The sequence below is a fragment of the Halococcus hamelinensis 100A6 genome, from assembly GCF_000336675.1.
GTDB lineage: Archaea > Halobacteriota > Halobacteria > Halobacteriales > Halococcaceae > Halococcus > Halococcus hamelinensis.
Genome location: NZ_AOMB01000041.1, coordinates 190,585 through 202,368 on the forward strand (window position 1 = coordinate 190,585; position 11,784 = coordinate 202,368).

The window sequence follows — 11,784 nt, forward strand, 5'->3', positions numbered from 1 at the left end:
CCGGAGGTGGCGACCGTGGGGCTGACCGCCACCATCCACGTCAGTAGCCCCGACCTCGCGCTCACCCCGACGATCCGGGCGTGCCCCGACGTGACCGTCCGGGTCATCCCGCACTCGACGACCGACGTCGAGACCGGCCTCTTCTTCTTCCTCGTCGAGAACCCAATCGAGCCGTTCGAGGCCGCGCTCGACGACGACCACACGGTCGCGGAGTGGACGCTGGTCGAGGCCGCCGACGCAGGGGCCGTCTATCGGATCCGTCACCCCCCGGAGGCCAAACTCGTCTCGCCGGCGGCGCTCGAACTCGGTGGGCTGATGCTCGACGCCGTGAGCGACGGGCGGGGGTGGGTGGTCCGGGTGCAGTTCACCGACCGGGAGGCCCTCTCCGGGCTCTGGGAGGCCTGCGAGAGCGACGGCATCACCTTCGACCTCCGGCGGCTGTTCCGTCACCAGCCGTGGGGACGCTCGGCACCGACGACGCTGACCGACGCCCAGCGCGACGCGCTGCTCGCGGCCTACGAGAGCGGCTACTTCGACGAACCGCGCGGGATATCGCTGGCCGAACTCGCCGACCGGCTCGGGATCTCCCCGACCGCCGTCGGTGGCCGGGTCCGCCGTGGGACCGCCGAACTCATCGAGGCGGTGCTGGTCGAGGGGGAGTAGTCGACCCGGCGGTGTTCACGGAGGACCAATCCCGACAGCACTCCGTGAATTCTCGCGGACAGGGGGACGGCTCGATTTTCGGCCGGCCTAAACCAAAACCGATATTACGTATTAGGCTCGCCTAAAAGTATGACGGACGACGACCCATCGAGCAGGCGACCGACGCGTCGGGACTACGTGAAATACGGCGGTGCCATCGTCGGTGGCGGGCTTCTGGCAGGGTGTAGCGGGCAGTCGAGCAGTGACTCGGAGTCGACCGAGCGGGCCAGTGATTCGACGTCGGGCGAGGGGGCGACCGGATCGTCGGCGACGGCCTCGGACACCGACCCGACCTCGACGGGGGACGCGACATCGTCGACGGCGGTCGAAACCGGGACGGCGTCGTCGGGATCGAGCTACACCGCCGAGCTGTCGCCGGTCGGAACCGTCACGCTCGACGCGCCGCCGGAGAACGTCTTCACCCACTTCCCGTGGTTCCCGGACATGGCCAGCGCGCTCGGGCAGGGCGACACCATCAACGACCTCTGGTGGGACGGCACCGTCGAGGGACTGGAGTACTTCACCACCGAATTCGACGGGTTCGAGGTCGAGTGGGCCGACGAGGCGGGCGAGTACGGCTTCACGAAGGAGCGGCTGTACGAACTCGACAGCGACCTCCACCTCGTGGACCCCGCGTGGGTGACCACGGAGGACAACTGGTCCCGGAGCGACGTCGAGGAGGTCACGAACAACGTCGGCCCGTGGCTCGGGAACTACTACAGCAGCTATCACGGCACGCCTCCGAAGGGCTGGGCCGATGGCTACGAATACACCACGCTGTGGGAGCTGTTCGACCGCGTCGCGAGTCTGTACGGGGAGCGCGAGCGCTACGAGGCGCTCGCGTCCGTCCACGACGACCTCCTCGGGACCGTCGAGGACGGGCTGCCGCCGAAGTCGGAGCGGCCGAGCGTCGCGTACGTCTCCGTCACGGAGGACCTGTCCGAGATCTACCGGCTCCGCCTGAACGCTCCCGGCTACTGGAACGCCCACACCCGCCCGCTCGGCGCGACCGATGCCTTCGGAAACGAGAGTTTCTCGGGCCCGTTCAACCAGATCGACCTGGAGGCATTGTTGGCGGCCGACCCGGACGTGGTCCTCGCGTTGTGGACGGTCACGGAGACCGTCGATTTCGGTACGCTGAAGCGGAACCTCGAAAACGACCCCATCGGGAGCGAGCTGAGCGCCGTCGGGAACGAGCGGGTCTACCCGCAGGGGACGCGGTGGCAGGGGCCGCTGATGAACCTCTTCCAGACCGAGATGACCGCGAAGGAGCTCTACCCCGACCGGTTCGGCGAGTGGCCCGACTACCGGGACGGCGACCCCTATCCCGAGTTCGGCCCCGACGAACAGCTGTTCGACCACCGGCGGGTCGCGAACGTCGTCACCGGGAACGACTGACCCGCACACCGGTCGCGGAATAAGCGGCTGAGATAATGCACCACGGGATTTATGCCCCGAGGGACGGCAGTCGAGGGGTATGAGTACAGGGAACACGCTCCCGGATCGGGCGGGAACGGTGGTCGTCGGGGCGGGCTGTGTCGGCTGCAGCGCGGCCTACCACCTGACCCAGCTCGGCCGGGAGGACGTCGTGGTCGTGGATCGCGGGCCGCTCTACGAGACGGGTGGGTCGACCTCGCACGCTCCGGGCCTCGTCCCTCAGACCGCGGGCGGCAAGCCGATGACGGAGCTCGCGACCTACACCCAGGACCTCCACACCGACCTCGACGCGTTCCGCGAGTGCGGCGGGATCGAGGTCGCCAGCACCGAGGACCGGTCGTATCCCGCGACGGTGCGCGACGAACCGCTGTTCGACCCCGACAACGAGAGGATGACCCGATGACCACCACGAGCCACCACACCGACAGATGACCGACCAGCCTTCGGAGACCGTCACGTTCGCGGACATCGAGCGCGCCCACGACCGCCTCGACGACGACTCGGTCGTGAAGCGAACCCCCGTCGAGCGGAGCACGTCGCTCGATACGATGACCGGTGGCGAGGTCTCCCTGAAGATGGAGCACCTCCAGTGGACGGGCTCGTTCAAGACCCGCGGCGCGTACAACACGATCGCCCAGCTCGCGGCGGACGGTGGGACCGAGCGGGTCGTCGCCGCCAGCGCCGGCAACCACGCCCAGGGGGTCGCGCTCGCGGCCACGAGGCTCGGGATCGACGCCACCATCGTGATGCCGACCGACGCCCCGCAGGCGAAGGTCGACGCGACCCGGGGCTACGGTGCCGACGTCGACCTCGTCGGGCGGGACTTCCAGGCCGCGATGGCTCACGCCCAGGGACTGGTCGACGACGACGCGACCGCGTTCGTCCACGCCTACGACGACCCGGCGATCGTCGCGGGGCAGGGCACCCTCGGGATCGAGATGTGTGAGGACCGCGACGTCGATACGGTGGTGGTGCCGATCGGCGGCGGCGGGCTCATCTCGGGGATCGCGACGGCCTACAGCCACCTCTCGCCGGAGACCCGGGTGGTCGGGGTCCAGGCCGAGGGTGCCGCGACGGTCCACGAGAGCCTCGACAAGGGGATCCCGGTGACCCTCGATTCGGTGAGTACCATCGCCGACGGCATCGCCACCGGCGGGATCTCGGAGCTCACCCTCTCGCTGATCGACGAACACGTCGACGAGGTCGTCACCGTCTCGGACGACGAGATAGCCCAGGCGGTGCTCCTCCTGATGGAACGCGCGAAACAGGTCGTCGAGGGAGCGGGCGCGGCGTCGGTCGCCGCGCTTCTGGGTGACGACCTCGACGTCGAGGGCGAGCGGGTGTTCGCGCTGCTCTGCGGCGGCAACCTCGACATGACGATGCTCAGGACGGTGCTCGTCCACGCGCTCACCGACCGCCAGCAGATCCTCCGGCTGCAGGTCCGGATCGACGACCGCCCCGGCGAGATGGGCTGTCTCTCGAACGTCGTCGCCGACCACGGCGCGAACATCCGCAGCGTGCGCCACGACCGCTCGGCCCCCGAACTCGACGTCGGCGAGGCGTACCTCCTCTTTCGGGTCGAGACCAGCGGCGCGGGGCACGCCCGCGCGATCATCGACTCGATCCGCGAGGAAGGCTACGAGGTGAGCCACGAGAACGCCTGAGGCACGTTCGTCGGGCCGGCGCGTCGAAACACCCATTACACAGCGTGCTGGATGGTCTCGCAGAGCAATCGCGATGTACGACCGAATCCTGATCCCGACCGACGGGAGCGACGAGGCCCGGAAAGCCGCCGCACACGGCATCGAACTCGCGGCCGCGCTGGACGCAACGGTCCACACGCTCTACGTGATGGACCTGCCGGGCGTGCCGCGCGCGCTCTCGATCCGCGACGACGAGGAGCAGGTCCGCGAGGAGTACGAGACCTACGGCGAGCGCGTGACCGAGGAGGTGTGTCAGATGGCGGCGGCCGCCGAAGTCGAGTGCGTCAGGGCGGTCAAGAGCGGCACCGTCCACGAGCGGATCGTCCGATACGCCGACGACGAGGGTCTCGACGCGATCGTGATGGGGACCGGCTATCAGGGCCGGTTCGGCGCGCTGCTCGGCACCATCGCCGAGAAGGTCGTCCGGACCTCGGCCGTCCCGGTTATCTCGACGAAAGTGACCGAATCCGAGGCTCGTCCGGGAGCGAGCGGGAGCGACTGACGGGTCTCGGTTTCAGGAGAGCGCCACGTCCGTCGCGTCCTTGTCGTAGCCGAGCCAGACGCTGAGGAGACACGCGACCACGAGCAGCGCGACCGGCAGCCCGAGCACGGCGACGAGGAGCGCCTCGAAGACCGCCAGCACGCCGAACCACGTGAGCGTTCCGAGGCTCACGATCGAAACCGTCGCGACGGTCGTAATACCGAGGGAGAACGCCGCTGCCGCGTCGGGACCGGGCGTATGTCGAAGGGTAGTCATCGTCCGAGACGACGGACTCGGGGAAAGTGAACGCCACGGTCGGTATCGACCGTGGTTCGGGCTCACGTCCACCGTTCGCGGGCGTAGATCACGATGCTCGCGCTCAGGAACAGCGCCCCGGCGAGCCCGAATCGCTCCACCGTCATGAACGCTACCCCGCCCACCATCGCGAGGGTGGCCGCGACCGCCAGCCCGACCGAAACGGGGCGGGTCAATCGGTCGAGGTCGCGTCGTCGCTTCCCGAGACCTCCGTGACGACGTCGCCGCCGGAGGAGGTCACGGCCACGTCCTCGTCGCCACGGATCTCCTCGATGTGGTCCATGAACTCCTCGGATTCGAGGATCTCGTACTCGTTTCTGAGCCCGAGATAGACCGTATAGCACATCACGAGGAGGATCACGGCGAAGGGGAGCCCCGTCGAGATCGCCGCCGCCTGGAGCGCGGTGAGACCGCCACCCCAGAGCAACACCGCCGCGACGACGCCCTCGGTGCTCGCCCAGAAGACCCGCTGGGCCTTCGGGACGTCGTGTTTGCCGCCCGAGGTCAGGTGGTCGATCACCAGCGACCCCGAATCCGAGGACGTGACGAAGAAGCTGACCACGAGCAGCGTCGCGAGGATCCCCGAGACCGCCCCCAGCGGGAACTGTTCGAGGAGCGCGAACATGGCGACGGTCTGACCGACCTCGTTGTAGGCCGCGAGCACCGCGCCGTTGCCGGTCAGGGTGTTCGCGATCGCACCCCCGCCGAACGTCGAGAGCCAGACGGTCGAGAACAGCGTGGGCAACACCAACACGCCGAGCACGAACTCACGGACCGTCCGCCCCTTCGAGATCCGCGCGATGAACATCCCCACGAAGGGCGACCACGCGATCCACCAGCCCCAGTAGAAGACCGTCCACCCCGAGACGGTGGGTGCGAGCGTGTTGCCCGCGCCCGCGCCGATCGTGCCGGTGAAGAAACTCAACGCGAGGAAGTTCCCGAGGTACGTGCCGAACCCCTCGACCATCCCGCCGACGATGTAGAGCGTCGGCCCGACGACGAAGACGAACCCGAGCAGGAGGAACATCAAGTAGAGGTTGATCGTGCTCAGGCGCTTGACGCCGCCGTCGAGCCCCGCCGCGACCGACGCCACCGCGATGAGCGTGATCCCGGCGATGAGGAGTATCTGGGGCACCGTCCCGACCGGTACGTCGACGATCCCGAGCATGTCGCCACCCACGTAGGAGATCCCCTGATTCACCTGCGAGACGCCGAGCCCCAAGGAGGTACAGAGCCCGAAGAGGGTGGCGAACACCGACACGAGGTCGATGACGTGGCCCGGCCAGCCGTAGATCCGCTCGCCGAGCAGCGGCCAGAAGATCGACCGGAACGTGAGCGGCAGCCCGCGATTGAACGAGAAGAAAGCGAGGCNCCAGCCGTAGATCCGCTCGCCGAGCAGCGGCCAGAAGATCGACCGGAACGTGAGCGGCAGCCCGCGATTGAACGAGAAGAAAGCGAGGCCGAGCCCGACGAGACCGTAGATCGCCCAGGGCGAGAGCCCCCAGTGGTAGATGGTCTGTGCCAGCGCCGCCGTCCCGGCCGCGGCGGTCCCGGACTGGGCACCGAAGAACTCCGGGGGGCTCCCCATGTAGACCATGGGTTCGGCGACGCTGTAGAACATCAGCCCGATCCCCATGCCGGCGCTGAACAGCATCGCCATCCACGAGAACCGGCTGAACTCGGGTTCGGCCTNGGCGACGCTGTAGAACATCAGCCCGATCCCCATGCCGGCGCTGAACAGCATCGCCATCCACGAGAACCGGCTGAACTCGGGTTCGGCCTTGACGCCGCCGATCCGTATCGAGCCGTACTTGCTGACGGCGAAGTAGACGATGGTGATCAGGAAGACGTTCACAGCGAGCAGGTAGAACCACCCGAACGTGGATTCGATGAACGACTTCGTCCCGTCGAAGACGGCGGTCGCCTGCTCTTGACCCAACAGGAGCGTGACCGCGACGAACAACACGATGAGCGCCAGCGCGCCCGGGAAGACGATCGGGTGGACGTCGAATCGCCCCCCGAGGAGTTCGTGGTTCGTATCCCCCGGCTCGCGGTCCGAGTCGGGGTGGAACAGTTCTACTTGGAGGCCGTCGGACATCTCGCCGGTCGTGTCGTCGGAGTCAGCCATTCACCCGTCCTCCGTGGGATTCGCGTTTCGAGCCGTCGAGTTCGTATCGTCGTACAATCATTATCTGTGTGTTCGATCGTGTGGATACTCGCTTATAATCGTTCCCGATACCGGCAGGACCGGGTCGCCCCCGAAGCGCGGCGCGGTCGCCACCGCCGCGTCGCGAACCCATTGGTATCGATACGCACGTGAATAGCTACCAGTCACCCTTATAAATTTTCAGGTTGGGCACGACACCCTGTATAAGTGAGTGGGTTGTGGCACCCTCGAACAGCCCCGGCACCCGCGCGTTAGGGCTGCCGAGCAGCGGGCAGGTTCCCGGAATCCGGCGGTTCGGGTGCTTCGCTACAGCCCCGTCGGCCGGTCGATGAACGTCGTCTCGATCCCCCATTCCCCGGCGAGGGTCCCGACCGATCGGACGCCGAAGGTCTCGGTGGCGTAGTGACCCGCGAGGTAGACGTGAATCCCCGCCTCCTTCGCCTCGTGGTAGACCTGCTGTTTTCCTTCCCCGGTGACGAACGCGTCCGCGCCCCACGCCACGGCCTCGTCGAACCAGTCGGCGGCGCTCCCGGTGGCGACCGCGACCCGCTCGACCGTATCGGGGCCGAAGTCGAGGTGCTGGACGCCGTTTTTCGGACCACACGCGTCGGCGAGCGCCGCCCGAAGTCCGTCGGGTGTGAACCCTTCCGGAGCGATCCCCGCGACCCCGATGTGTTCGGCCCCGAGCGCGGCGAACGGTTCCTGCTCACCGAGTTCGAGCGCGTCCGTCACCCCCGCGGCGTTGCCGAGGTCGGGATGGCCATCGAGCGGGAGGTGGGCGGCGTAGAGCCCCACGTCGTGCTCGAAGAAGGGCGCGAGCCGGTCGTAGCGCGCGCCGGTCGCCCGGTCGAAGTCGCCCCAGAACAGTCCGTGGTGAACGACGAGCACGTCCGCGCCCACCTCGACCGCCCGGTCGGCGGTCTCGACGGCGGCGTCGACCGCGAACGCGGCGTGGTCGACGTCGGTCGGTGCATCCACCTGGAGGCCGTTGGCGCTCGCGTCGAGGTCGGCGAAGGCGTCGGTGCGGAGGCGGTCGTCGAGCCGGGCCGAGAATTCGTCGAGATGCATACGTCGGATTTCGTCGCCACCGTTAAGAACGTGTGCGACCAAACCGGAGGACGGAGACTGATTCAATGGGTAAACTCTCGAAGATCACGAAGACGTGGCGGCGACTCCCGAACAAGACACAGCAGCGGATCAAGGGCAAGGCCAAACGCCTCTTCAACCGCAACAAGAACAAGAAGTAGACGACTTCTGCGGTCAGTCGACGGTTCGTGACGCGTGCGTGAACACGAACTCCCGGAGGAGCTTCGCCCCGAGCGCTGCGGCCTGGCCGTCGTCGCGGTCGTTTACCTCCACGACGTCGAAACCGACACAGTCGGGCGCGAGCGCACGGACCACGTCCCGGAGGTCGCGCGGCGCGAGGCCGAACGGCTCCGGGGTGCCCGTGCCGGGCGCGAAGCCGGGGTCGGCGGCGTCGATGTCGACGCTGAGGTAGACCGACCCGTCGAGATCCCGGCTCCACTCTCCGACTTCTTCCGGCGGGACGACGGTCACGTCGGCGCGTTCGGCGCGGTCCCACTCGGCCTCGCTGCCGGCCCGTGCCCCGAGAACCACCGCTCTGTCGGCGTGTTCGAGGACGCGGCGCGTCGCCGTGGCGTGGCTCAGCGGGTTCCCCATGTACGCCTCCCGAAGGTCGAGGTGGGCGTCGAGGCAGACGTAGACGTCCGGTCGGGTCGCACGAACCCCGGCGACACTCACGGTGTGTTCGCCGCCGACGAGCAGCGGGAGTCGGCCATCGTCCGCCGTGTCCGAGAGGTCGCCCGCGAGGAAGTCGAGATACTCGCCGACGTCGTTCCACGGGTCGATGTTCCCGGCGTCGTGGACGCCGAGGGCGGAGAAGTCTTGCCCCGTGTGGTGGTCGTAGTCCTCGAACGGCTCGGCGCAGTGGCGGAGTTCGCGGGGACCGAAACGCGCGCCGGGCCGAAAGGAGGTCGAGACGTCGAGGGGGGCACCGCGGAGGACGTAGTTCGCGTCCCCCTCGTCGGCTCGGGCCCCCGGAAAGCCCATCAGACGACCTTGCGCTGTTCGTCCATCTCGAGGTACTCGATCTCGTCGTCGGGCGAGAGGCTGGTGCCGTCGGGGGTCTTGATGGTGAACGTCTGGTAGGTCTCGAGGTCCATCACCTGGGCGACGCTGTCGGATTCCATGCTGACGACCTGGCCCTGCTTTCGGTTGATGATCGGGACCCAGACCTTCGCGTCGACGGGCTGGGTGAAGTTGCGCTTGTTCTCGTCGAAGACGCCCTTGCCCTCGACGCGGGCCTTCGCGCTGCCGTGCTTGCCGGGTTTGGCGGTGCTGTAGGCCGTGATCTGACACGGCGTGTCGTCGATCATCACGTAGCTTCCCTCGTCGAGTTCGCGAACTTGCGTCTGCTGTCTGGCCATGTCCGTGGTTGTTAATCCGGGGGTATAAACGGTTTGGAACCGCTCGTCTACGCCCCGCCGTGGGTCTCGATGACCCGCTCGACGCGCTCCAGTCCCGTCTCGAACGCCGGGGTCGAGAGGCCGAACCCGATCCGGAACCGATCGTCGTGGCCGAAGACGCTGCCCGGGGCGAGCACGACCGACTCCTCCTCAACGACGGTACGACAGAACGCCTCCGAATCCGCGAACCCGTCGGGGATCGTCGGGAAGGCGTTCACGCCCACCGGTTCGAGCCAGTCGAGTCCGTGGTCGGCGACGAACTCGGCCACCCGTTCCCGGTGGTCCCGCGCGAGCGCCCGGTTCTCGTCGAGGATCGCCTCCTCGTCGGCGAGCGCCTGGCGAGCGACGTGCTGACCGAAGACCGAGGGCGAGATGGTGGTGTAATCCTTCCAGTTGCGGGCCGCGTCCACGACCTCGGGCGGGCCGGCCAGCCAGCCGAACCGCAAGCCGGCGAGGCCGTGGGCCTTCGTGAGGCTCGTGGTGCTGATCCCGTGGGGGCCGAGGCTCGCGACGGGTGGGATCGGGTCGTCGGCGAGCAGTCGATAGACCTCGTCACAGAGCAGGTAGGCGTCGTTGTCAGCCGCGAGGTCGTAGACCGCCTCGACGCGCTCCTGGGGGTGATAGCGCCCCGTGGGATTGTTCGGGTTGTTGAGCACGACGAGTTCGGTTTCGGGCCGGATCGCGTCGGCGACCGCGTCCGGGTCGAGCCGCCAGTCGGGTGGGATGAGCTCCACCGTCGTCACCTCGGCGAACGTTTCCGGGAGGGTTCGTAGCGACTGGTAGGTCGGGGTGACGACCACCGCGTGGTCGTCGGGGTCGAGCACGGCTCGCATCGTGAGGAAGTTCGCCTCCTGGGTCCCGCAGGTGAAGACCACCTCGTCGGCCGCCCGGCCGTACCGTCCGGCGACCCATTCTCGGAACTCGGGGTCGCCGTCGGTCGGGATGACGTAGCCGAGTTTTCCAGGATCCGTGTCGAAGCGCGAGGCGTCGAGACTCCGGATGCCGCTCTCGGCCAGCATGACGTCGGCGTCGTGTTCGTACTCGTCGAACCAGCGTTCGAGCGCGAACGGTTCGATATCCATACCGAACACACCGCGAGCGGCGATAAAAGCACCCCGACAGCCCCGTGGCCGAAGCGGATAGACCGTTTTTTGCCCCCCGGCCGTCGAGCGCTTCGCATGGCAAAACAGCCACACCTACTCGTCGAACCCGGCGACCTCCACGAGATCGTGCTCCTCCCCGGCGACCCCGACCGCGTCGACCGGATCGCGGGCCACTGTGAGGACGGCGAACTCATCACCCACAATCGGGAGTACAAGATCATCAACGCGACCTACGAGGGAACGCCAGTCACGATCTGCTCGACCGGGGTGGGCTGTCCGTCGGCGGCGGTGGCCATCGAGGAACTCGCGAACGTCGGCGTGGAGACGTTCATTCGGGTGGGGACCATCGGGGGGCTCCAGGCCGACATCGAGGTCGGCGACGTGATCGTGGCGACCGGCGCGGCGAAGGACGAGGGTACCACGCGGCGCTACGAGGCCGACACGGTCCCGGCCGTCCCGGATTTCGACGTGCTGTCGAGCCTCGTGACGGCGGCCGAGAGCCGCGAGGAGCCCGTCCACGTCGGGCCGATCGCCTCGGACGACGCCTTCTACGCCGAGACGGACGAGTACGTGGACGCGTGGGAGGCGGCGGGGTTGCTGGGCGTCGAGATGGAGGCCGCGGCGGTGTTCTCGCTCGCGCGCCGGAAGGGGCTCCGGGCGGGGGCGATCTGCACGGTGGATGGGAACCTCGTCGCGGGCGCACAGAAGGGCGAGACCGAGGACGACGAGGAACTGCCCGAGAAGGCGAAGAACAACGTCGCGCGCGCCATCGACATCGCGCTCGACGGTGCCGTCTCGCTCTGAGTCACCGCCTGACCGCGAGATAATCACGGATGAACACGGCGAGAAACGGGATTATCCCGATGGTCGCCATCAGCCACCGGTCACCGGCGGGAAGGCGGCGAGTTCGTCGCCTTCGTCGAGTCTGGTGTCGAGCCCGTCACCGTCGGCGAACGGGTCCTCGCCGTTTCTGAGGAGGTTGATGTGGTCGCGAACCGTGCCGTCCTCGACGATCTCGGTTTCGAGCGCGGGGTGGCGTTCGAACAGCGCGGCGAGCGCGTCGGCGAGCGTGGCGTTCGGTTCCACGGAGACGGGAACCTCGCGCTCGCCGGCGGTCTCGGCGAGGGTGGCGAAGAGCTTCCAGTGCATGGTTCGAGAAGGGTCGGCGAACACAAAGGCGATCCGGCGGCCGCGGTGCGGCGTGACCGCGACGGGGCGGCCGGTACCGTGGCGCGGCGGTTGCGGTGCGGCCGCCGGGTGGTCGCGGTGCGGCTGCGGTGGCGGTTCCGAGTGTCCCGGCGAGCGCCGAAGGCGCGAGCCGAGGTTCGGGAGAGCGGTGCGGACCTGGTGGATGAAGGGCGAGCGCCCGGAGTTCTCGTGAGCCGAAGGC

13 protein-coding genes and 1 pseudogene are annotated in these 11,784 nt (G+C 68.0%); 6 read left to right on the forward strand and 8 right to left on the reverse strand.

Annotated features, from left to right (window positions below; all coding sequences use genetic code 11):
* Positions 1 to 15: 15 nt before the first annotated feature.
* From C447_RS15040 to C447_RS15060, 5 genes and pseudogenes are all read left to right on the forward strand, one after another.
* Complete coding sequence (locus C447_RS15040; protein ID WP_029601967.1) at positions 16 to 663, forward strand: helix-turn-helix domain-containing protein; 648 nt, start codon at positions 16 to 18, stop codon at positions 661 to 663.
* 129 nt (positions 664 to 792) lie between these two features.
* Entirely contained in the window at positions 793 to 2,100 is a 1,308-nt protein-coding gene (locus C447_RS15045) for an ABC transporter substrate-binding protein (RefSeq protein WP_007695382.1), read from the forward strand.
* 79 nt (positions 2,101 to 2,179) lie between these two features.
* A pseudogene (locus tag C447_RS15050) lies at positions 2,180 to 2,476 on the forward strand (FAD-dependent oxidoreductase); the annotation flags it as partial.
* 91 nt (positions 2,477 to 2,567) lie between these two features.
* The gene (gene ilvA / locus C447_RS15055; protein ID WP_007695388.1) at positions 2,568 to 3,803 is read left to right on the forward strand and encodes a threonine ammonia-lyase; all 1,236 of its coding nucleotides are present in this window, start codon (positions 2,568 to 2,570) and stop codon (positions 3,801 to 3,803) included.
* 73 nt (positions 3,804 to 3,876) lie between these two features.
* The gene (locus C447_RS15060) at positions 3,877 to 4,344 is read left to right on the forward strand and encodes a universal stress protein (protein ID WP_007695390.1); all 468 of its coding nucleotides are present in this window, start codon (positions 3,877 to 3,879) and stop codon (positions 4,342 to 4,344) included.
* A gap of 12 nt (positions 4,345 to 4,356) precedes the next feature.
* On the opposite strand, the gene C447_RS15065 is transcribed toward C447_RS15060, so the two are convergent.
* The 7 genes from C447_RS15065 to C447_RS15090 form a co-directional block, all read right to left on the reverse strand.
* Positions 4,357 to 4,599: a hypothetical protein gene (locus C447_RS15065; RefSeq protein ID WP_007695392.1), complete on the reverse strand. Its 243-nt coding sequence runs from the start codon at positions 4,597 to 4,599 to the stop codon at positions 4,357 to 4,359.
* Positions 4,600 to 4,661: 62 nt separating this feature from the next.
* Positions 4,662 to 4,814, reverse strand: coding sequence for a hypothetical protein (locus C447_RS17985; protein WP_153300712.1), 153 nt, complete (start codon positions 4,812 to 4,814; stop codon positions 4,662 to 4,664).
* Entirely contained in the window at positions 4,811 to 6,766 is a 1,956-nt protein-coding gene (locus C447_RS15070; protein WP_007695394.1) for a BCCT family transporter, read from the reverse strand. Before C447_RS15070 ends, C447_RS17985 begins: the two co-directional genes overlap by 4 nt.
* A 345-nt stretch (positions 6,767 to 7,111) precedes the next feature.
* Positions 7,112 to 7,873 (reverse strand): Nif3-like dinuclear metal center hexameric protein, encoded by a 762-nt coding sequence (locus tag C447_RS15075; RefSeq protein WP_007695396.1) that lies wholly within the window; start codon positions 7,871 to 7,873, stop codon positions 7,112 to 7,114.
* 192 nt (positions 7,874 to 8,065) lie between these two features.
* A complete protein-coding gene (gene speB, locus C447_RS15080; RefSeq protein WP_007695397.1) occupies positions 8,066 to 8,875 on the reverse strand; it encodes an agmatinase in 810 nt (269 codons plus the stop codon).
* The gene (locus C447_RS15085) at positions 8,875 to 9,252 is read right to left on the reverse strand and encodes a translation initiation factor IF-5A (protein ID WP_007695398.1); all 378 of its coding nucleotides are present in this window, start codon (positions 9,250 to 9,252) and stop codon (positions 8,875 to 8,877) included. The genes speB and C447_RS15085 overlap by 1 nt, the downstream gene beginning before the upstream one ends.
* A gap of 47 nt (positions 9,253 to 9,299) precedes the next feature.
* Positions 9,300 to 10,373: an aminotransferase class I/II-fold pyridoxal phosphate-dependent enzyme gene (locus C447_RS15090; RefSeq protein WP_007695399.1), complete on the reverse strand. Its 1,074-nt coding sequence runs from the start codon at positions 10,371 to 10,373 to the stop codon at positions 9,300 to 9,302.
* Between the two features lie 96 nt (positions 10,374 to 10,469).
* On the opposite strand from C447_RS15090, the gene C447_RS15095 reads away from it, so the two are divergent.
* A complete protein-coding gene (locus C447_RS15095) occupies positions 10,470 to 11,198 on the forward strand; it encodes a nucleoside phosphorylase (RefSeq protein WP_007695401.1) in 729 nt (242 codons plus the stop codon).
* Positions 11,199 to 11,267: 69 nt separating this feature from the next.
* On the opposite strand, the gene C447_RS15100 is transcribed toward C447_RS15095, so the two are convergent.
* Positions 11,268 to 11,543, reverse strand: coding sequence for a ubiquitin-like small modifier protein 1 (locus tag C447_RS15100; protein WP_007695404.1), 276 nt, complete (start codon positions 11,541 to 11,543; stop codon positions 11,268 to 11,270).
* Between the last annotated feature and the right edge of the window lie 241 nt (positions 11,544 to 11,784).